Below are 20,865 nucleotides of genomic sequence, written 5' to 3'. Positions count from 1 at the left end.
CTAGAGTTACTTTTACTCAAGCACAAAAACCCGGATCGCGACGCTCGGTTGTTTTACAGGGTGTTGATTTGATCGGACCTACGTCGAGAATGCTCACTCTCTTCAGGCTGAAAAACGCTCCTCGCCGAGCAAGCACAAGCGTTAAGGACGACCGCTGTATATGACACATGTGTTTTGTACCCGCTCCCTGAGCGGCACAAATCAAGATCAAAAGATCGCAGGCTTTGCCAGCGCCTACCTTTGCGTGCACACGCCGTTCATCGTCGTACGCGATCCTGTAGGAGCTGGCGAAGCCTGCGATCTTTTCAGCCCCCAAAAAGCAAAACGGCGATCCTCAGATCGCCGTTTCCAATCACTGCCCGAATTTTCTGCCCAACCCACCCGGAACACCACGGATGTCCGTCTCTTCCCACGGCCCGTTCGGGCTGATCGAGCGGCTCCAGCCGTTGTTCCAGCGGTAGTAGGTGCGCTGGCGGTAGAAGGTATTGGTTTGATCATCGAGAACGTAAACGCCAAGTTTCGCGTCCCAATGGCTGTTGCCACCCGGTGGCGGGGCGAAGCTGGCGGAAGTGCGTGGAATCGGCTTCGAAGGTTTGACCGGGGTACTCGGTTTGCTCGGTGTCGTTGGAGCCGGTTTGGTGCTCGGCTGCGAAGGCGGGATTGGCGGCAGCCGTGTGGGCTCGGGCTGCTGGACCGCACAAGCGCTTAACCCCAAAACCATGCTGAGGAGAGTGATGCGAGCGATGGCGGTCATGGTGGCGTTTCCTGTTATTTATCCGGGGTGTCGATGGTCAGTTTTTGTTGCGCGGTGGTGCTGGTGGCCAAGGGTTGGCTGCGACCGATCCATTCGCCGGCAGTCGGTTGGCCGGCGCGGGAGATGCGCGCAACCAGTTGGACTTCAGGGAAGTTCGACAGTTTCAACTGCGGCATCATGGCATCGGCATCACCCAGTTCGACGGTTGCCGGCAAGTCGGCAACGGTCAGACGCTTGGCGGCCAGCGGCGCGGGTGGGCCGGAAATGGCGCGGGCAAAAATGAACACGCTGTCACCCGGCAGGACTTTGGCTTTGAGCTCTGGCGCCAGATCGACATGCACTTTGAGCACTGCAGCTTTAACCGCAGGCGCCTGGGCAACCTTGCCACCACTGGCTTCCAGCTTCTCGGCGGCCCGAGTAATGCCGCCTTGCAGCGCGACGCGGGATTTATCATCCGGCGGTAATTGCGCCAGCAGGCGATTCCAGTAGTCGATGGCGTCCTGATAACGCTCGCCTTCGAAGGCCGCAATGCCCAGCAGACCGAGGCTGGTGACTTCTTTCGGATCAGCTTTCAGCGCTTCGTCGGTCAGGGCCTGGACCTTGTCCGACCACTTCTTGCCATCGGCGAAATATTGCGCCTGGGCCCACTGCCCGAGCAGTTCGGGCTGCCGCCCGGCCAACGCCACGGTGCGTTCGAAGATCTTCGCCGCATCCCCCGGACGATCCTGAGCCATGTAGGTGCGGCCGAGGAAGTACAGGCCCTCGGCCGAATCCGGTTGGGCGGCGACCGCACGCTCCAGGCGACGGGTCATTTCTTCCATCGACTGCGGCGCCTGGGCGAATTCGCGGGTCAGCTCGACTTTGTCGCTGGCGCCGAAATGCAGGTACAACCCAAGGCCCAACACCGGCACCAGAACGGCCGCCAGCAATGGCAGCGGCTTGCCCAGACGCGACACCCGCGGTGCCTCGACGCCTTCGGTGTCGGCGAGCAGTTCACGGGCGGCTTCGGCGCGGCCGGTGTCCATTTGTTCGGCGTTGAGCACGCCCTCTTCCTGCTGAGTCTGCAACTCAGCCACGCGCTCCTGATAAAGCGCGACGTTCAGTGCCGTGCGGTCTTCTTCCAGCTGAGCGCGGCGACCCCGCAGAACGGGGATCAGCAGAAAACTCAGGGCAACCAGGAGCAGCAGGCCTGCAGCGAGCCAGAAATCAATCATTCTTGGTTTTATCCAACAGGTGGTCGAGGCGCTCGCGCTCCTCGGCAGAAAGCGTGTCCGGGCTGTCAGTGCGTTGCACGCGACGACGGCGGACGATCACGGCGATGATTACAAAACCGCCCAGCAACAGGCCGGCGGGGCCGAACCAGAGCAGCGCGGTTTTGGCGTTGAGGGCAGGTTTGTAGCGGACGAAGTCACCGTAGCGGTCGACCATGAAATCGATGATTTGCTGGTTGTCCTTGCCCTCGCCGAGCATGCGAAAAATCTCTTTGCGCAGGTCGGCGGCGATCGGGGCATTGGAATCGGCGATGTCCTGATTCTGGCACTTGGGGCAACGCAGCTCTTTGGTCAGCTCGCGAAAACGCTCACGGTCGCCTTCTTTGGCGAACTCATAGGTGTCGATGGCCGCATGGGCCACCCCGGCCATGCTCAAACCCAGCACGGCAGCGGCAATCCAGCGCTTCATGGCTTCGCCTCGTCGACCAGCGCCTGATACTTGGCCGCCAGTTTTTCGCGCCAGACTTGTTCGTCGATCACACCGACGAATTTGTCGCGGATGATGCCCTTGGCGTCGATGAAGAACGTTTCCGGTGCGCCGTATACGCCGAGGTTCAGGCCCAGGGTGCCGGCATCGTCACGGATGTCCAGTTGATACGGGTTGTGGAACTCGGCCAGCCACTTCAAGGCATCGGCATTGACGTCCTTGTAGTTGACGCCGTAGATCACCACGCCTTGCTGCGCCAGTTTGTTCAACACCGGGTGCTCGACCCGGCAGGAAATGCACCACGTGCCCCAGACGTTGACCAGTGCCGGTTTACCCAGAAGATCGGCTTTGGTCAGGGTTTTGTCACCCTGCACCGAGGGCAGCGAAAATTCCGGGAACGGTTTGTTGATCATCGCCGAAGGCAATTCGGCCGGGTTCAAATACAGCCCCCGATACAGAAAAACAGCAACCACCAAAAAAATCGCCAGTGGCAACAACATTAACCAACGTCTCATGCGGTGGCTCCCGTCATGCCGAGTGCTTCACGCACGCGGCTTTTCACCTTGACCCGATAACGACGATCCAGCGCCGCCAGCAAACCGCCAATACCTGTGAGCAACCCGCCGAACCAGATCCAGCGCACAAACGGTTTGACGTGCACCCGAACCGCCCAGGCGCCCTCGCCCAGTGGCTCGCCCAGCGCGACATAAAGGTCACGGGTGAAACCGGCGTCGATCCCGGCTTCGGTCATCACTGAGTTCTGCACGGTGTAGAGGCGTTTTTCCGGGTGCAGCACACTGATGACCTTGCCATCGCGGATCACCCGCACGGTGCCCTTGTCGGAGGTGAAGTTCGGCCCTTCGAAGTGTTTGGCGCCTTCGAACACAAACTGATAACCGGCCAGGCTCATGGACTCACCCGGCGCCAGGCGCAAATCGCGTTCGGCGCTGTTCTGGCTCGACAACACGACACCCAGCGCGCACACGGCAATGCCCAAATGCGCGATCTGCATGCCCCAATAGCTGCGGGTCAGGGTTGGCAGACCTTTGATCAAACCCTTGTGACGGGTCTTGTCGAAAATATCCCGCACACCGGCCAGCAACACCCAGGCAGCGAGCATGAAGGTCGCCAGCACCGCCCAGTTGAAATCGCCATAAGCGACACCCGCGACGACGGCCAGCGCAGCGCTGCCGAGCAACACCGGGGTCAACATGCTCATCAGCCATTTGACCGGCGTGTCTTTCCAGCGCACCAGCATGCCGACCGCCATCACCACCATCAGTATGGCCATCAACGGAATGAACAGCGCGTTGAAGTACGGCGGGCCGACCGACAGTTTGGCGCCGGTCATTGCATCGAGAATCAATGGATACAAGGTGCCCAGCAGGATCATCGAAGCAGCCACCACCAGCACCAGGTTATTGCCCAGCAACAGGGTTTCCCGGGACCAGAGGTTGAAGCCGACGTGGCTCTTGACCACTGGGGCGCGCAGGGCAAACAGCGTCAGCGAACCACCGACCACGAACAGCAGGAAGATCAGGATGAACACACCGCGCTCAGGATCGGAGGCAAAGGCGTGAACCGACGTCAGTACGCCGGAACGCACGAGGAAGGTGCCGAGCAAACTCAATGAGAACGCGGCGATCGCCAGCAACACGGTCCAGCTCTTGAACACGCCACGCTTTTCCGTGACCGCCAATGAGTGAATCAGCGCCGTACCCACCAGCCAAGGCATGAAGGATGCGTTCTCCACCGGGTCCCAGAACCACCAGCCGCCCCAGCCGAGTTCGTAATAGGCCCACCAGGAGCCCAACGTAATACCGATACCGAGGAAGGCCCAGGCAACGATGGTCCATGGACGGGACCAGCGCGCCCACGCCGCATCAAGACGACCGCCCAGCAACGCGGCAATGGCGAAGGCGAAAGCCACGGAGAAACCGACGTAACCCATGTACAACATCGGTGGGTGAACGATCAGGCCGATGTCTTGCAGCAAGGGATTGAGGTCACGCCCATCCGTCGGCATCTGCGGCAGGATTCGGGCGAAAGGGTTGGAGGTCAGGATCAGGAACAGCAAGAAACCGGTGCTGATCATGCCCATCACGGCCAATACGCGGGCCAGCATCACTTGCGGCAACTGCCGGGAGAACACCGACACCGCGAAGGTCCAACCGCCGAGGATCAATGCCCACAGCAGCAAGGAACCTTCATGGGCACCCCAGACCGCGCTGAATTTGTAGTACCACGGCAAGGCGCTGTTGGAGTTGCTGGCCACGTAAGCAACGGAGAAGTCGTCCGCCATGAAGGCATACGTCAGGCAACCGAAAGCGAACAGCAAAAACGCGAACTGCCCCCATGCCGCGGGCTGAGCCAGGCTCATCCACAGACGGTCACCGCGCCAGGCGCCGAGCAACGGCACCACGGCCTGGACCAGGGCAAAACACAGCGCCAGGATCATGGCCAGGTGGCCAAGCTCCGGGATAAAGATGCCGGAAGTCATGGATCAACCCTCCTTCGCAGGTGTCGGAGCGGATTGACCGCTGTCTTTCAGGGCCTTGGTCACTTCCGGCGGCATGTACTTTTCATCGTGCTTGGCCAGCACTTCGTCGGCCACCACCACGCCGTCAGCGTTGAGCTTGCCAAGAGCGACGATGCCCTGCCCTTCACGGAACAGGTCCGGCAGGATGCCGCGATAGCTGATGGTCACGGACTTGTTGAAGTCGGTGACGATGAATTTCACATCCAGGGAATCGCCGGAACGCTGCAGCGAGCCCGCCTCGACCATGCCGCCCGCACGGATGCGCGTGTCTTTCGGCGCTTCGCCGTTGGCAATCTGGGTCGGGGTGTAAAACAGATTGATGTTCTGCTGCAGGGCGCTCAGGGCCAGGCCGACGGCAGCGCCGACACCGACCAGGATCGCGAGAATGATGATAAGACGCTTTTTACGCAGCGGATTCACTTGCCGTTCTCCCGGCGCAGACGACGCGCCTCTTGTTGCAGATACCGCTTGCGGGCCAGGATCGGCGCCGCCACGTTGAGGGCCAGCACCGCCAGGCTTATGCCATAGGCTGACCAGACATACAGGCCGTGATGGCCCATGGCGAGAAAGTCGCCGAATGAAGCGAAACTCATCGAGCAGCCTCCAGACTGTTCTGCACTTCGGTTTTCACCCAGCTTGCCCGGGCTTCGCGCTTGAGCACTTCAAGGCGCATGCGCAGCAACAGCACTGCGCCGAAGAAACAGTAGAAACCCAGCACCGACAACAGCAGCGGCAGCCACATCTCGGCGGGCATCGCCGGTTTCTCGGTGAGGGTGAAAGTCGCGCCCTGGTGCAGGGTGTTCCACCACTCCACCGAGTACTTGATGATCGGGATGTTGATCACGCCAACGATTGCCAGCACCGCGCAGGCCTTGGCCGCACTGTCACGATTGCTGATGGCGTTGCCCAGTGCAATAAGACCGAAGTACAGAAACAGCAGAATAAGCATGGACGTAAGTCGCGCATCCCAGACCCACCACGAACCCCAGGTCGGTTTGCCCCAGATCGCGCCAGTGACCAGCGCCACGGCGGTCATCCAGGCACCGATCGGGGCGGCGCATTGCAGGGCGACGTCGGCCAGTTTCATCTTCCAGACCAGCCCGACAATGCCGCACACGGCCAGCATCACGTAAATGGATTGCGCCAGCATGGCGGCCGGAACGTGGATATAGATGATGCGAAAGCTGTTGCCTTGCTGGTAGTCGGGAGGCGCGAAGGCCAGCCCCCAAACCACGCCGATGCTGATTAGCAACAACGCCGCAACGCTCAGCCATGGCAGCAGTTTGCCACTGATCGCGTAAAACCATTTGGGTGAGCCGAGCTTATGAAACCAGGTCCAGTTCATTGCTGTTTCCATCACGGGTGCTCTTCGCTATGAAGAGCGGGTCTGCCTTTCTTCAAAAAGAAGTGGTTAAAAAACAACCAGGCCTCATTATTATTCGCCGACGCTGATCTTCAGGCCAGCAGCTATTGCAAAAGGTGTCAGGGTTATCGCCAGGGCGGTCAGGCTACCAAGCCACAAGAGATAACCGGTCGCCGGCATGCCCTGCAATGCCGCCTGCAAGGCGCCGCTGCCGAGAATCAACACCGGGATGTACAGCGGCAGAATCAGCAGCGCCAATAACAGGCCACCGCGCTTCAATCCCACCGTCAATGCCGCGCCCACCGCACCGAGCAGGCTCAGCACCGGTGTACCCAGCAATAGAGAAAGCAGCAACACCGGCAGACAGGCGGCAGGCAAACCCAGCATCAACGCCAGCAAGGGTGCGAGCAAAACCAGTGCCAGGCCGGAAAAGGCCCAGTGTGCCAGTACCTTGGCCAAAACCAGAATAGGCAGAGGGTGCGGCGAAAGGACCCACTGCTCAAGCGATCCGTCTTCGAAATCACTGCGAAAGAGCCCGTCCAGCGAGAGCAAGACCGATAAAAGCGCCGCTACCCAGACCAGTCCCGGGGACAAGGTTTGCAACAATTGAGGCCCTGCGCCGACCGCCAACGGGAACAAAGAGACGACGATAGCGAAGAACACCAGCGGATTCGCCAGTTCGGCAGGACGACGGAACAGCAAACGTGCCTCGCGGGCGACCAACAGGCCGAAAACACTCATACGGCCCAGTTCCCCAAATCAATGTCACGATAGCCGGCAGGCATCCGGGTGAGCGTGTGGTGAGTGGTCAGCACCACCATGCCACCTCGCTCGCAGTGCGCAGCCAGGTGTTCTTCGAGTTGTGCCACCCCTTGTTTGTCGAGCGCGGTAAACGGCTCATCGAGGATCCACAGCGGTGGGCTGTCCAGATACAACCGCGCCAACGCGACCCGGCGTTGTTGCCCGGCGGAGAGCGTGTGGCAGGGAACATCCTCGAAACCGCGCAGCCCCACAGCCTCCAGCGCCTGCCCGATCGCCTCATGGGAGGCCGGTTGATGCAAGGCGCAGAGCCAACTGAGGTTTTCCTCGGGGGTCAGCAAGTCCTTGATGCCGGCGGCATGGCCGATCCACAACAGGTTGCGCGCCAGTTCGCTGCGCTGTTCGCTCAGTGGCAAGCCGTTGAGCAGCACTTGCCCGGCAGTGGGGTGCATCAAACCGCAAAGCAAACGTAAAAGGCTGGTCTTGCCGCTGCCGTTGGGGCCGCTGATCTGCAACATTTCGCCACTGGCCAGTCTCAATTCGAGATTTTCGAAGAGCAGCCGAAGGTCTCGCTCACAGGCAAGGGCAACGGTTTGCAGAACAGGACTGGTCAAGAGATCACGGGCCTTTTGCGGTTCAAGTCGGCGGCAGAGCGGCCGCTAAAGAGAATGCAGCATAGATGCATTGGCGGCTTGTTCTAGAGAGCCAGGTCAAACAAATGCAATGTTTTCGCCACGCCCCGAAGACGGGCGGCATTATACATGCCATGCCCGACTCTAAAGAGCGCAATTTCCACAGGTTGTGACCGCATATGACAGGCGAAATGAACATCCTCCCGCTGCCGCCGAGCACGCCCGTGACTTCGCGGCCGCTGGTGGTGAGTGGTGAACTACTCAAGTTACTGACGCCGATGGAGGGTCTGATCAGTGCCGGTCAGACTGCCAGGGCCGAAGTGCTGTCGCTCAAGCAGGCGGATCAGACTTTTCAATTGTTGCTCAAGGTGACCCTCGACAACGGTCGCCAGACCACGGTTCAGGCCACCAGTACTCAGCCGTTGCCCCAGGGCACCAGCCTGGCAATCACTCAACCATCGGCGGGCAACCTGGCGGTCACGGTGCAACAGGCCATCGCCTCCAGCGTCGCCACCCTCACTCGCATCGACACGGCGCAACTGCCGGTCGGCACCTTGCTGCAAGGCAAAGTACTGACCTCTCAGGTCATGCCGCAGGTACCGGGCCAACCGATGGTGTTTCGCTCGATGGTGAGCTTGCTTAACACCGCGTTGAGTGGCAGCACGCTGAGCATCGACAGCCCGACGCCACTGCGCATTGGCACCTTGCTGAGCGCCTTGGTGCAAGACACCCAGACCCTGACATTCGTCCCGTTGAGCAGCCGTCAGGAACAGTTGGCGGTGACCCAGCAATTGGTCAGCCAGCAAAGTCGCCAGGGCTCTCTGGATGGCTTGCTCAAAGTTCTGCAAAACCTGCCGCCATCGGATCAGAGCTCCAGCGCCCTGCGCGCCGCCGTAGACAAATTGCTCGCCGGCCTGCCGGACGTTCAGCAATTGAGTACACCCAAAGGCCTGGCCCAGGCATTGGCCAACAGCGGTCTGTTTCTTGAAGCGAAACTGCTGACCGGGCAAAACCCGACGCTGACACCAGACATGAAGGGCGACCTGCTCAAACTGATCGCGCAACTGACGCCGGGCCTGCCAGCCAATACCAACCTTCACGCGATCATCGCCGCCAATACACTGGCGCAAGCATTACCCGGTTTCGTGCGTAGCGCTCTCGGCATGCTCGGCCAGGTCAGCGCCAAACCGTTACCGATCAGTTTCCCGCTCCCCGAGCGCGTGCTGCAACATCAGGACGGTGAAGGCGATCTGGAACATTTGCTGCGCCTGGCGGCAGCGGCCGTCTCGCGCCTGCAAAGCCATCAGCTGTCGAGCCTGGAACAGACCGGCCTCACCAACGACGGTCGGCTGCTCAGTACCTGGCAACTGGAAATCCCCATGCGCAACCTGCAGGACATCGTGCCGTTGCAGGTCAAATTCCAGCGCGAAGAAGCACCCGAGAAAGAACACCCGCACGACCGCCGCGACGAACACGAACCCCGGCAACAGCTGTGGCGCGTTGAGCTGGCATTCGACATGGAACCGCTGGGGCCGTTGCAGATTCAGGCGCAGCTGATCAGAGGCAGCCTCTCCAGTCAGTTGTGGGCTGAACGGCCATACACCGCCAGCCTGATCGAAAGCAATCTGGCCGGGCTGCGCGAACGCCTCTTGGCCTCAGGCCTGAACGTCGGCGATCTGGATTGCCACCTTGGCACACCGCCCCAAGGCCCTCAAACCCGTCTCGAACAACGCTGGGTCGACGAAACCGCATGAACGAATCCACTGCACCGCGCCAGGCCATCGCCCTCAAATACGACGGCACCCACGCCCCTACCCTCACGGCCAAAGGTGACGAGGAATTAGCGGAAGAAATTCTGCGGATCGCCCGGGATTACGAAGTGCCGATCTACGAAAACGCCGAGCTGGTGAAATTGCTGGCGCGGATGGAATTGGGAGAGAGTATTCCAGAGGCGTTGTACCGCACGATTGCGGAGATCATTGCGTTTGCGTGGAATTTGAAGGGCAAGTTTCCCCAGGGGCATGATCCGCATGCGGTGATGCTGGAGAAGGATGTCACCGATCGAGGGGATGACTACTGATCGTTCCCATGCTCTGCGTGGGAATGCAGCCCGTGACGCTTTGCGTCACACAACAGCGGAACGCAGAGCGTCCCAAGAGGCATTCCCACGCAGAGCGTGGGAACGATCTCCATCGGTGTACATCCTGTAGGAGCTGTCGAATGCAACGAGGCTGCGATCTTTTGATCTTCTCAGTTCTTGTGCAACTTGCTCATCAACTCCGCCTCAGCCTGGGTCAACCCGCAGGACTGCGTCAGCTCACTGACGCTGGCACCCATCCCCACCAGGCGTGCCGCCTGGGCGAATGAAAGGCTCGACGGATCACGCTGTTCCAGCTGCGCCAGTTTGTCCGGCAACGGGCTGACGACGGCGCGCAGTTCGTGCAGGTCTTCCCCCATGCGCACGTTGCCGTTCTGGTAGTCATCCACGCGTTTGGCCAGGTCCTTGATGCGCTGATCACGCAGCGCATCGCCCACGGCCTGTTGCGCGGCGATCTGCCGCTGAGCGCGGACGTACGCCAGGAACATCGCCAGCGTGCCTGCCCAGAACAGAAACAGGACAATGACAGCCACCTCAAGAATCAATCAGATATTCTCCAGTTCCGACCATTCTTCTTCGCTCATCATCTTGTCCAGCTCGACCAGGATCAGCAGTTCGTTGTTCTTGTTGCACACGCCTTGTATGAACTTGGCGGACTCTTCGTTACCGACGTTCGGCGCCGTCTCGATTTCCGACTGACGCAGGTAAACCACTTCAGCCACGCTGTCGACCATGATTCCGACCACTTGCTTGTCGGCTTCGATGATGACGATACGGGTGTTGTCGCTGATCTCGGCATTCATCAGGCCGAAGCGCTGACGGGTGTCGATCACGGTGACCACGTTACCGCGCAGGTTGATGATGCCCAGCACGTAGCTTGGAGCACCCGGGACCGGGGCGATTTCGGTGTAGCGCAGGACTTCCTGAACGCGCATCACGTTAATGCCGTAGGTTTCGTTGTCCAGTTTGAAGGTTACCCATTGCAGGATCGGATCTTCAGAACCTTTTGCATTCGTCGCTTGATTACTCATACCTGACCCCTCGAAAAACCGCTTCTGGCGGTGTGTGTTCTGTAGGCGGCATTCAACAATGCCGTCGCATACTTGTTATGTCGGCAGCTATGTCGGTTTGTGTAGCGGCTTGCCGCCGCCCATGTGCTTTGCCCCACCGCTGGCGATCAGCTCGGCCAGTGCCGAAACGTCGAGCAAGGCACACATGTGTTCAATGACCGTACCCGCCAGCCATGGCCGTTGACCCCGGTGACTGCGCCATTTGATTTCGTTCGGGTCCAGGCGCAATGAGCGGCTGACCTGATGCACCGCCAGCCCCCACTCGTAGCCCTGAACCGAAATAACGTATTGCAGACCCTGGCGGAAATCATCGCGATAACGATCCGGCATGACCCAACGCGCGGTATCCAGTACTTTCAGGTTGCCGGCCTGGCTCGGCAGGATCCCGAGGAACCATTCCGGCTGACCGAACAATGGCGTCAGCTCATGACCGGCTAAAGAATAAATCGAGCCCAGGCACACCAGCGGCACCGCCAGGGTCAACCCGGCGACGTCGAACAACAGGCACTCGAACGGCTCGGCAGCCCATGCCGGACGACCGTCGGTTTCCACCGGTGGCGGCGTGTTGCCGGGCGGCAGATGAACTTCAACCAACGGCGGCACCAACGCTTGCAACAAGGGTGCAATCGTCGATACGGGCATCAGGATCGGTGCCGGTGACTCAATCACGGCCACCGGAGCTTTCACCACTGGCGCAACGATGGGGGCAGCGGCCACGGCCGGTTTCTGCGCATCACGGGCCTGCTCTTCAAGCACGGCAGCCTGGAACTCATCCAGCGCGGCCTCAACCTCGATAACCTCGACAACCTCGGGCAGCGCCTCGACTTCTGCCGGCAACTCTTCGGTCGCGTCTTGCAGCAAGCTGTCCAGATAAGACTGGAGGGCCAGTTGCGGACGCGAGGTGATTTTCACCGGACGAGTCATGCGCCCACCATCGTAGGAGCTGCCGAAGGCTGCGATCTTTTGGCGGATTCGAAGGTGTCACAAAGCAAGATCAAAAGATCGCAGCCTGCGGCAGCTCCTACAGGAATTGGGTTCATCAGGCCACCGCCGGGACAAGTTGTGCGGCCAACAGGTGCTTGAGTAGTGCACGATAAGCGAGAACGCCACGGCTCTTGCCGTCGAATTGCGAAGGCGTCAGCCCTGCCCGGCTCGCGTCACGCAAGCGGGTGTCGATCGGGATATAGCCTTGCCAGATTTCTTCCGGGTACTTGTCGCGCAGCACGCGAAGGGTGCCGAGAGAGGCTTGGGTGCGACGGTCGAACAGGGTCGGGACGATGCTGAAGGGCAACGCCTGTTTGCGCGAGCGGTTGATCATCGCCAGGGTGTTGACCATGCGTTCCAGGCCTTTGACGGCCAAGTGTTCGGTCTGCACCGGAATCACCAACTGCTGGCTGGCCGCCAAGGCATTGACCATCAGCACACCGAGCAACGGCGGGCTGTCGATCAACGCGTAATCGAAGTCTTGCCACAACTGCGCCAGGCTCTTGGCGATCACCAGGCCCAGTCCACTCTGGCCCGGTGACTGACGCTCGAGGGTCGCCAGCGCGGTGCTCGACGGCAACAGCGAAATGCGTTCGTCACTGGTGGGCATCAGCAACTGGCCGGGCAAGCCTTGCGGCACGCTGCCCTTGTGCAGAAACAGGTCGTAACTGCTGTGTTCCAGGCTGTCGGGGTCGTAACCGAAGTAGCTGGTCATGGAGCCGTGAGGGTCGAGATCGACCACAACCACGCGCTTGCCCGCCTCGGCCAGCAAACCGGCTAAAGCGATGGAGGAAGTGGTTTTACCGACACCACCCTTTTGATTGGCGACTGCCCAGACTCTCATTCGGATTGTTCCTCCCGCTCGAACAGGTCGACCGAGAAATAGCTCAACGTATTAATGCGGGTGACGGAGAATTGACGGAGCTCTCTCGTCCCGGCGACTTGACCGCAGCCGGTGCAGTTTGTGTGCCAGCCCGCTTCAACGCGGCATCCGGCTGTGCATGAGCCGTTCCGGTACCGGTGAGGCTGCGGCGGACATCGAGGTTTCGGGAAACCACCAACACCACCCGACGATTGCGCGCCCGGCCTTCGGCGGTGGCATTGTTGGCCACCGGCTGGAACTCGCCGTAACCCACCGACGCCAGACGACCGGGGTTCACGCCCTGCATCGCCAGCATGCGCACGATGCTCGCCGAACGGGCCGAGGACAGCTCCCAGTTGGTCGGGTATTGCGCGGTGCGAATCGGCTGATCGTCGGTAAAGCCTTCGACGTGTATCGGGTTGTCGAACGGTCGCAGGATCGCCGCGACCTTATCGATAATGGTGAAGGCGATGTCGCTGGGCATCGCATCGCCGCTGCCGAACAACAGGCTGGAATTGAGCTCGATCTCGACCCACAACTCATTGCCGCGCACGGTCATCTGGTTGGAACTGATCAAGTCGCCAAACGCCGCGCTGATGTCATCGGCAATGCTTTTGAGCGGATCGTTGGCGGCCTGGGCGATGCCAGCGTCGACCTGTTCGCTGTCCTTGACCAGTGGCTTGGCCGGGGTCACGGTCTTCAGTCGCTCGTCACCAATCGGGATCGGCTTGAGGGCGCGATCAGAGTCGGTAAACACCCCGATCAACGCCTCGGAAATGACCTTGTACTTGCCTTCGTTGATCGAAGAAATCGAGTACATCACCACGAAGAAAGCGAACAGCAACGTAATGAAGTCGGCGTAGGAAACGAGCCAGCGTTCATGGTTTACGTGTTCTTCAGGTTGCCGACGACGAGCCATGAGGTTATTCCCTTAATCCATGAAGCCCTGAAGCTTCAACTCGATTGAGCGAGGGTTCTCACCTTCGGCGATCGACAGGATCCCTTCCAGCAACATCTCGCGATAACGCGACTGCCGCAACGCGATGGACTTGAGCTTGGCGGCAACCGGCAGCAGTATCAGGTTGGCACTGGCCACGCCATAGATAGTGGCAACGAACGCGACGGCAATGCCGCTGCCCAGTTGCGACGGATCGGCCAGGTTGCCCATGACGTGGATCAGGCCCATTACCGCACCGATGATGCCGATGGTTGGCGCGTAGCCGCCCATGCTTTCAAAAACTTTGGCGGCTTCGATGTCGCGGCTTTCCTGGGTGTAGAAATCCACTTCCAGAATGCTGCGAATCGCTTCCGGCTCGGCGCCGTCCACCAGCAGTTGCAGGCCTTTGCGCGAGTAGCTGTCAGGTTCGGCATCGGCCACCCCTTCCAGACCGAGCAAACCTTCCTTGCGGGCAGTCAGGCTCCAGTTCACGACGCGATCGATGCCGCCAGCCAGGTCCACGCGCGGTGGAAACAGGATCCAGGCGAGAATCTGCATGGCGCGCTTGAAGGCGCTCATGGGTGATTGCAGCAGCGCCGCACCGATGGTCCCACCCAGTACGATCAACGCTGCCGGGCCGTTGGCCAACGCGCCGAGGTGACCGCCTTCAAGGTAGTTGCCGCCAATGATGGCGACGAACGCCATGATGATTCCGATAAGGCTGAGCACATCCATCACAGACACGCCTCGACCAGGTGACGGCCGATGTCGTCCAGGCTGTACACCGCGTCCGCGAGTTCGGCTTTGACGATCGCCATTGGCATCCCATAGATCACGCAGCTGGCTTCATCCTGAGCCCAGATCGCACTGCCGCCCTGCTTGAGCAGACGCGCGCCTTCGCGACCATCGGCGCCCATGCCGGTGAGTACCACCGCCAGAACTTTGTCGCCGTAGGATTTGGCCGCGGAACCGAAGGTGATGTCCACGCAAGGCTTGTAGTTCAGACGCTCGTCGCCCGGCAGGATTTTCACCGCGCCGCGGCCGTCGATCATCATTTGCTTGCCACCCGGCGCCAGCAGCGCCAGGCCCGGACGCAGGATGTCGCCGTCCTCGGCTTCCTTGACGCTGATGCGGCACAGCTTGTCCAGACGCTCGGCGAAGGCCTTGGTGAAGGCGGCCGGCATGTGCTGGATCAACACGATCGGTGCCGGGAAGTTGCCCGGCAACTGTGTCAGCACCCGTTGCAAGGCAACCGGGCCACCGGTCGAAGTACCGATGGCGACCAGTTTGTAGGCTTTGCGTTTGGGTGCCGGGGACGACGGCGTCGCTGCATGGCTGCGAGGCGGAATCGGTGCCGGGGCCGGACGCGCAGGCGCACTGCTGCTGCCATGGCTGCTGATGCTCGAAGGCGCCGGCGTCGGGACTGGTGCGGCCATTGGAGCCGGGGCACTGTAGGCGCTGACACGACGGTTACTGCGCGAAATGCTGAGAATTTTCTCGCACAGCAGTTGCTTGACCTTCTCCGGGTTACGCGAGATGTCTTCGAAATTCTTCGGCAGGAAGTCCACCGCGCCGGCGTCCAGCGCATCGAGGGTGACCCGCGCGCCTTCATGAGTCAGCGAGGAGAACATCAACACCGGGGTCGGGCAGCGTTGCATGATGTGCCGCACGGCCGTGATGCCATCCATCATCGGCATCTCGTAGTCCATGGTGATCACGTCTGGCTTGAGCGCCAGCGCCTGATCGATCGCCTCTTTGCCGTTGGTCGCCGTACCGACGACCTGGATATTGGAATCCGCTGAAAGAATTTCCGAGACGCGGCGGCGGAAAAACCCCGAATCGTCCACCACCAGGACTTTGACTGCCATAAACACTCCGTTAGACGGGGCGAGGCTCCGTCGCCCCGCTCCCGCAGAATCAAATACGCCGTGCGGCGTAACGCTTGAGCATGCTCGGCACATCGAGAATCAGTGCAATGCGGCCGTCACCGGTAATGGTGGCGCCTGACATGCCCGGTGTTCCCTGGAGCATTTTGCCCAATGGCTTGATGACCACTTCTTCCTGACCCACCAGCTGATCGACGACAAAGCCGATCCGCTGGGTGCCCACCGAAAGGATCACCACATGGCCTTCGCGCTGCTCTTCGTGAGCCGCGGAGCTGACCAGCCAGCGCTTGAGGTAGAACAATGGCAGCGCCTTGTCCCGCACGATCACCACTTCCTGGCCGTCCACCACGTTGGTGCGCGACAGGTCGAGGTGGAAGATCTCATTGACGTTCACCAGCGGGAACGCGAACGCCTGGTTGCCGAGCATGACCATCAGCGTCGGCATGATCGCCAGGGTCAGCGGGACCTTGATGACGATCTTCGAGCCTTTGCCCTTGGTCGAGTAGATATTGATGGTGCCGTTGAGCTGGGCGATCTTGGTTTTCACCACGTCCATGCCCACGCCGCGCCCGGAGACGTCGGAAATCTCGGTCTTGGTCGAGAAGCCCGGCGCAAAGATCAGGTTGAAGCAATCCGACTCGCTGAGACGGTCCGCCGCATCCTTGTCCATCAGGCCTTTCTTCACGGCGATACCGCGCAGGACATCGGCGTCCATGCCCTTGCCGTCATCGGAGATGGACAGCAGGATGTGGTCGCCTTCCTGTTCCGCGGACAGGATCACTTTGCCGCTGCGGGGCTTGCCCATCGCTTCGCGCTCAGCCGGCTCTTCGATACCGTGGTCGACCGAGTTGCGCACCAAGTGGACCAGCGGGTCGGCCAGGGCCTCGACGAGGTTCTTGTCGAGGTCGGTTTCTTCGCCCACCAGTTCCAGGTTGATCTCTTTCTTGAGCTGGCGAGCCAGGTCGCGAACCAGACGCGGGAAGCGCCCGAAAACTTTCTTGATCGGCTGCATCCGGGTCTTCATGACCGCGGTTTGCAGGTCGGCCGTGACCACATCGAGGTTCGACACGGCCTTGGACATGGCTTCGTCGCCGCTGTTGAGGCCCAGGCGGACCAGGCGGTTACGCACCAGTACCAACTCGCCGACCATGTTCATGATCTCGTCGAGACGCGCGGTATCGACCCGCACGGTGGTCTCGGCTTCGCTGGCCGGTTTTTCCGGTGGCGGTGCGGCCGGGGCACGAGCAGGTGCCGGTGCGGCAGCGGCGGCCGGTTTCGGGGCTTCGGCTTTTGGCTCGGGCGCTTTGGCCACAGGTGTCACAACCGGTGTGGGCGCCTTGGCGACAGGAGCAGAAACCACTGCGCCAGTGCCCACCTCGGTGAACTTGCCCTTGCCATGCAATTCGTCGAGCAGCGATTCGAACTCGTGATCGGAGATCAGATCGTCGCCGGCCGCTTTAGCGGTTGGCGCAGCCGGGGCCGGGGCCGCAGCAATCGCCGACTCCAATGCATCGACGGCAAAGTTGCCTTTGCCGTGCAACTGGTCGAGCAGTGCTTCGAACTCGTCGTCGGTGATGTCGGAGCTGTCGCCTGCGGCTTTCGGGGCAGACGGTGCTGCGGGCGCCGGGACCACGGCATCGACGGCGAACTGGCCTTTGCCGTGCAATTGATCGAGCAACGACTCGAACTCGGCATCGGTGATTTCGTCACTGGGCGCCGCATCGCTGGTCGGCATTGGCGCAGCCGCCGGAGCCTCGGCCTGAGCCTTGACGGCATTCAGTGAGTCCAGCAGTTGTTCGAATTCGTTATCGGTAATGTCGCCTGAGTCGCTTTCGGCGGCAGGCTCTTCCATCATTTGCGCGACAGGTGCCGCTTCATCGGCGGTTTGCGGCTCGGCCAGACGGGCCAACGCTGCAAGCAACTCAGGCGTGGCAGCCGTAATCGGGCTGCGTTCGCGAACTTCGCTGAACATGCCGTTCACCGCGTCCAGTGCCTCGAGAACCACGTCCATCAGTTCCGAGTCAACGCGTCGCTCTCCCTTGCGCAGGATGTCGAACACGTTCTCGGCGATGTGACAGCACTCCACCAACTCGTTGAGCTGGAGGAAGCCGGCGCCCCCTTTTACAGTGTGAAAACCGCGAAAAATTGCATTGAGCAAATCCGCATCATCCGGTCGGCTTTCAAGCTCGACCAGCTGTTCGGACAGTTGCTCTAGAATCTCGCCGGCCTCAACCAGGAAATCCTGAAGGATCTCTTCATCGGCGCCGAAGCTCATTAAGGGGGTGCTCCTAAAGGTCTAACCTAAAATCCAAGACTGGATAGCAAATCGTCCACATCGTCCTGACCGGACACAACGTCTTCTCTTTTATCGGCATGAATCTGCGGACCTTCACCCTGAGAGAGATGTTTTTGCGGATCTTTTTCAGCCAGCATCGCTTCACGGTCATGTTCGATACCCGCAAAGCGATCGACCTGACTGGCCATTAGCACGAGCTTGAGCAGGTTGCTTTCCACTTCGGTGACCAACTGGGTCACGCGCTTGATCACCTGGCCGGTGAGGTCCTGGTAATCCTGGGCCAGCAGAATGTCGTTGAGATTGCTCGACACGACGCGATTGTCTTCACTGCTGCGTGCCAGGAAACCCTCGACCCGCCGCGCCAGTTCCCGAAACTCTTCAGCCCCGACTTCACGACGCATGAACCGTCCCCAATCCGCGCTCAGCGCCTGGGCTTCATCGCTCAGGCTGTTGATCAGCGGCGTGGCGTTTTCCACCAGGTCCATGGTGCGGTTGGCTGCGGCCTCGGTCAGCTTGACCACATAACCCAGGCGCTCGGTGGCATCCGTGATCTGAGACACTTCCTCGGCTTGCGGCATGTGCGGGTCAATCTGGAAATTGACGATCGCGCTATGCAGCTCGCGGGTGAGCTTGCCCACTTCCTGGTACAGGCCGCGGTCACGGGTCTGGTTGAGCTCATGGATCAGTTGCACAGCGTCGCCGAACCTGCCTTTTTCAAGGCTCTCGACCAGTTCGACCGCGTGTTTTTTCAGAGTCGATTCAAAATCGCCCTGCGAAGATTCGTTATGCCCCATAGCTCCCCCGTGACGGACTGGCTTTGCACATCAACCGATGCGTTCGAAGATCTTTTCAATCTTGTCTTTCAACGCCTGAGCCGTGAATGGCTTGACCACATAACCGTTCACACCCGCCTGAGCGGCTTCGATGATTTGCTCGCGCTTGGCTTCGGCGGTGACCATCAACACCGGCAGGTGTTTGAGCTTTTCATCGGCACGCACGTGGCGCAGCAGATCAATACCGGTCATGCCGGGCATGTTCCAGTCCGTTACCAGAAAGTCGATGCTCCCGCTGTTGAGGACCGGAATGGCGGTGGTGCCATCGTCAGCCTCGACCGTGTTGGTGAACCCAAGGTCACGCAACAGGTTTTTTATGATTCGCCGCATCGTTGAGAAGTCATCAACGATGAGGATTTTCATATTCTTGTCCAATTCGACCTCCAAGCAGTCTTAAAACGCGCGCAGCACCTGAACGCGCCGTTCAATCAATTCGGCGTAACACTCAACAGTTGCATGGATTACAACGGGCCGTGGCAGATGCAGCAAAATGCCGTACCCACCTCGTTCGCAGTGTCCCCACACTGCCTGTCAGCGCGCTCGCCACTCCCCCAAACGCCCCCGCAAACGGGCCGCGCACTGGCTGTGTAACTGGCTGACCCGCGATTCGCTGACCCCCAGGACCTCACCGATTTCCTTGAGGTTCAACTCTTCGTCGTAGTACAGCGCCAACACCAGTCGCTCACGCTCCGGCAAATTGGCAATCGCGTCCGCCAGCGCTGCCTGGAAGCGTTCATCTTCCAGATCGCGTGACGGCTCGAGATGAGCACTGGCGCCATCCTCGTGCAGCCCTTCGTGTTCGCCGTCCTGCAACAGATCGTCGAAACTGAATAACCGGCTGCCCAGGGTGTCGTTCAAAATCCCGTAGTAATCGTCGAGACTCAATTGGAGTTCGGCCGCAACTTCGTGATCTTTAGCGTCACGGCCGGTTTTAGCTTCAATCGAGCGAATGGCGTCGCTGACCATGCGGGTATTACGGTGAACCGAACGTGGCGCCCAGTCCCCCTTGCGCACTTCATCGAGCATCGCGCCACGGATTCGAATGCCCGCGTACGTCTCGAAGCTCGCGCCTTTGCTGGCGTCGTATTTGGTTGATACTTCAAGCAGGCCGATCATCCCGGCCTGGATCAGGTCTTCGACCTGGACACTGGCCGGCAGACGCGCCAGCAAGTGGTAGGCAATGCGTTTGACCAGTGGCGCGTAACGCTCGATCAGCTCGTACTGCGCGTCACGCGCCGACTTCTTGTAGAGGTTGTAGCCACTGGCTGTCATAGGACGGGTCCTGCGGTCTGTTGCACGAGGCGCTCGACGAAAAACTCCAGGTGCCCGCGTGGGTTGGCCGGCAGTGGCCAGGTGTCGACCTTTTGCGCAATGGCCTTGAACGCCAGGGCACATTTGGAGCGCGGGAAGGCTTCGTAGACAGCACGCTGCTTCTGCACGGCCTTGCGCACGCTTTCGTCGTAAGGCACGGCACCGACGTATTGTAAGGCGACGTCGAGGAAACGATCCGTGACCTTGGTCAACTTGGCGAACAGGTTGCGACCTTCCTGCGGGCTCTGCGCCATGTTGGCCAGGACGCGGAAACGATTCATGCCGTAGTCGCGATTCAGCAATTTGATCAGCGCGTAGGCGTCGGTAATTGACGTCGGCTCATCGCACACCACCAGCAGCACTTCCTGAGCGGCGCGAACGAAACTGACCACCGAGTCACCGATACCCGCAGCAGTGTCGATCACCAATACGTCAAGGTTGTCGCCAATGTCGCTGAACGCCTGGATCAGGCCGGCATGCTGGGCCGGGCTCAGATGAACCATGCTCTGGGTTCCGGACGCCGCCGGCACGATGCGAATACCGCCGGGCCCTTGCAACAGGACGTCGCGCAGCTCACAGCGGCCTTCGATCACGTCGGCCAATGTGCGTTTGGGTGTCAGTCCCAGCAGGACGTCGACGTTCGCCAGCCCCAGATCGGCGTCCAGCAGCATGACGCGCCGGCCGAGCTCCGCTAGAGCCAGGGACAAGTTCACTGACACGTTAGTCTTGCCGACGCCACCTTTGCCGCCGGTCACCGCGATCACCTGTACGGGATGCATGCTGCCCATGTTATTTCTTTACCTTGTCTTACTTAGACGGAGGCCACATTACTGGCTGCGCGTT

24 protein-coding genes are annotated in these 20,865 nt (G+C 60.4%); 2 read left to right on the top strand and 22 right to left on the bottom strand.

The window, feature by feature from the left end; translation table 11 throughout:
* Positions 1-352: 352 nt before the first annotated feature.
* The 10 genes from BZL43_RS23490 to ccmA form a co-directional block, all read right to left on the bottom strand.
* On the bottom strand, positions 353-754 hold the full coding sequence (locus BZL43_RS23490; RefSeq protein ID WP_095634495.1) for a hypothetical protein: 402 nt from the start codon (positions 752-754) through the stop codon (positions 353-355).
* A gap of 14 nt (positions 755-768) precedes the next feature.
* A complete protein-coding gene (ccmI, locus tag BZL43_RS23485) occupies positions 769-1,968 on the bottom strand; it encodes a c-type cytochrome biogenesis protein CcmI (protein WP_095634494.1) in 1,200 nt (399 codons plus the stop codon).
* The gene (locus BZL43_RS23480; RefSeq protein WP_007894247.1) at positions 1,961-2,434 is read right to left on the bottom strand and encodes a cytochrome c-type biogenesis protein; all 474 of its coding nucleotides are present in this window, start codon (positions 2,432-2,434) and stop codon (positions 1,961-1,963) included. The genes ccmI and BZL43_RS23480 overlap by 8 nt, the downstream gene beginning before the upstream one ends.
* Positions 2,431-2,967: a DsbE family thiol:disulfide interchange protein gene (locus BZL43_RS23475; protein ID WP_008073023.1), complete on the bottom strand. Its 537-nt coding sequence runs from the start codon at positions 2,965-2,967 to the stop codon at positions 2,431-2,433. Before BZL43_RS23475 ends, BZL43_RS23480 begins: the two co-directional genes overlap by 4 nt.
* Complete coding sequence (locus BZL43_RS23470) at positions 2,964-4,952, bottom strand: heme lyase CcmF/NrfE family subunit (RefSeq protein WP_095634493.1); 1,989 nt, start codon at positions 4,950-4,952, stop codon at positions 2,964-2,966. The genes BZL43_RS23475 and BZL43_RS23470 overlap by 4 nt, the downstream gene beginning before the upstream one ends.
* A gap of 3 nt (positions 4,953-4,955) precedes the next feature.
* Positions 4,956-5,411 carry a cytochrome c maturation protein CcmE gene (ccmE, locus tag BZL43_RS23465; protein ID WP_095634492.1) on the bottom strand — a complete coding sequence of 152 codons (456 nt, stop codon included), beginning with the start codon at positions 5,409-5,411 and terminating at the stop codon, positions 4,956-4,958.
* Positions 5,408-5,584 (bottom strand): heme exporter protein CcmD, encoded by a 177-nt coding sequence (gene ccmD, locus BZL43_RS23460; RefSeq protein WP_007894243.1) that lies wholly within the window; start codon positions 5,582-5,584, stop codon positions 5,408-5,410. Before ccmD ends, ccmE begins: the two co-directional genes overlap by 4 nt.
* Positions 5,581-6,336 carry a heme ABC transporter permease gene (locus BZL43_RS23455; RefSeq protein ID WP_095634491.1) on the bottom strand — a complete coding sequence of 252 codons (756 nt, stop codon included), beginning with the start codon at positions 6,334-6,336 and terminating at the stop codon, positions 5,581-5,583. The genes ccmD and BZL43_RS23455 overlap by 4 nt, the downstream gene beginning before the upstream one ends.
* Before the next feature lie 90 nt (positions 6,337-6,426).
* Positions 6,427-7,095 (bottom strand): heme exporter protein CcmB, encoded by a 669-nt coding sequence (gene ccmB / locus BZL43_RS23450; RefSeq protein ID WP_008072659.1) that lies wholly within the window; start codon positions 7,093-7,095, stop codon positions 6,427-6,429.
* Complete coding sequence (gene ccmA, locus BZL43_RS23445; RefSeq protein WP_095634490.1) at positions 7,092-7,727, bottom strand: cytochrome c biogenesis heme-transporting ATPase CcmA; 636 nt, start codon at positions 7,725-7,727, stop codon at positions 7,092-7,094. The genes ccmB and ccmA overlap by 4 nt, the downstream gene beginning before the upstream one ends.
* A gap of 197 nt (positions 7,728-7,924) precedes the next feature.
* Between ccmA and BZL43_RS23440 the strand changes: the two genes are divergently transcribed.
* Together BZL43_RS23440 and BZL43_RS23435 are read left to right on the top strand one after the other, a co-directional pair.
* Positions 7,925-9,499 carry a flagellar hook-length control protein FliK gene (locus BZL43_RS23440; RefSeq protein ID WP_095634489.1) on the top strand — a complete coding sequence of 525 codons (1,575 nt, stop codon included), beginning with the start codon at positions 7,925-7,927 and terminating at the stop codon, positions 9,497-9,499.
* The gene (locus BZL43_RS23435) at positions 9,496-9,825 is read left to right on the top strand and encodes an EscU/YscU/HrcU family type III secretion system export apparatus switch protein (RefSeq protein ID WP_095634488.1); all 330 of its coding nucleotides are present in this window, start codon (positions 9,496-9,498) and stop codon (positions 9,823-9,825) included. The genes BZL43_RS23440 and BZL43_RS23435 overlap by 4 nt, the downstream gene beginning before the upstream one ends.
* A gap of 170 nt (positions 9,826-9,995) precedes the next feature.
* Here the strand turns inward: BZL43_RS23435 and BZL43_RS23430 are convergent, their stop codons facing one another.
* The 12 genes from BZL43_RS23430 to fleN form a co-directional block, all read right to left on the bottom strand.
* On the bottom strand, positions 9,996-10,388 hold the full coding sequence (locus BZL43_RS23430) for a DUF2802 domain-containing protein (RefSeq protein ID WP_095634487.1): 393 nt from the start codon (positions 10,386-10,388) through the stop codon (positions 9,996-9,998).
* Entirely contained in the window at positions 10,389-10,874 is a 486-nt protein-coding gene (locus BZL43_RS23425) for a chemotaxis protein CheW (protein WP_095634486.1), read from the bottom strand.
* An 87-nt stretch (positions 10,875-10,961) separates the two neighbouring features.
* Complete coding sequence (locus BZL43_RS23420) at positions 10,962-11,837, bottom strand: CheW domain-containing protein (protein WP_095634485.1); 876 nt, start codon at positions 11,835-11,837, stop codon at positions 10,962-10,964.
* A gap of 115 nt (positions 11,838-11,952) precedes the next feature.
* A complete protein-coding gene (locus tag BZL43_RS23415; RefSeq protein ID WP_095634484.1) occupies positions 11,953-12,741 on the bottom strand; it encodes a ParA family protein in 789 nt (262 codons plus the stop codon).
* A gap of 43 nt (positions 12,742-12,784) precedes the next feature.
* Positions 12,785-13,678: a flagellar motor protein MotD gene (gene motD / locus BZL43_RS23410; RefSeq protein ID WP_095634483.1), complete on the bottom strand. Its 894-nt coding sequence runs from the start codon at positions 13,676-13,678 to the stop codon at positions 12,785-12,787.
* Between the two features lie 12 nt (positions 13,679-13,690).
* Entirely contained in the window at positions 13,691-14,431 is a 741-nt protein-coding gene (locus BZL43_RS23405; RefSeq protein WP_008014925.1) for a flagellar motor protein, read from the bottom strand.
* Entirely contained in the window at positions 14,431-15,564 is a 1,134-nt protein-coding gene (locus BZL43_RS23400) for a chemotaxis response regulator protein-glutamate methylesterase (RefSeq protein WP_095634482.1), read from the bottom strand. The genes BZL43_RS23405 and BZL43_RS23400 overlap by 1 nt, the downstream gene beginning before the upstream one ends.
* A gap of 49 nt (positions 15,565-15,613) precedes the next feature.
* The gene (locus BZL43_RS23395) at positions 15,614-17,857 is read right to left on the bottom strand and encodes a chemotaxis protein CheA (RefSeq protein WP_095634481.1); all 2,244 of its coding nucleotides are present in this window, start codon (positions 17,855-17,857) and stop codon (positions 15,614-15,616) included.
* Between the two features lie 26 nt (positions 17,858-17,883).
* Positions 17,884-18,672: a protein phosphatase CheZ gene (locus tag BZL43_RS23390; RefSeq protein WP_095634480.1), complete on the bottom strand. Its 789-nt coding sequence runs from the start codon at positions 18,670-18,672 to the stop codon at positions 17,884-17,886.
* A gap of 30 nt (positions 18,673-18,702) precedes the next feature.
* The gene (locus tag BZL43_RS23385; RefSeq protein WP_024012118.1) at positions 18,703-19,074 is read right to left on the bottom strand and encodes a chemotaxis response regulator CheY; all 372 of its coding nucleotides are present in this window, start codon (positions 19,072-19,074) and stop codon (positions 18,703-18,705) included.
* 168 nt (positions 19,075-19,242) lie between these two features.
* Entirely contained in the window at positions 19,243-19,983 is a 741-nt protein-coding gene (gene fliA / locus BZL43_RS23380) for an RNA polymerase sigma factor FliA (protein ID WP_007894214.1), read from the bottom strand.
* Positions 19,980-20,810 (bottom strand): flagellar synthesis regulator FleN, encoded by an 831-nt coding sequence (fleN, locus tag BZL43_RS23375; protein WP_003222917.1) that lies wholly within the window; start codon positions 20,808-20,810, stop codon positions 19,980-19,982. The genes fliA and fleN overlap by 4 nt, the downstream gene beginning before the upstream one ends.
* Positions 20,811-20,865 lie beyond the last annotated feature (55 nt).

Source organism: Pseudomonas sp. PICF141, assembly GCF_002286815.1.
In the GTDB taxonomy this organism is placed as follows: Bacteria; Pseudomonadota; Gammaproteobacteria; order Pseudomonadales; family Pseudomonadaceae; genus Aquipseudomonas.
This window is presented reverse-complemented; position numbering and strand designations above follow the sequence as displayed.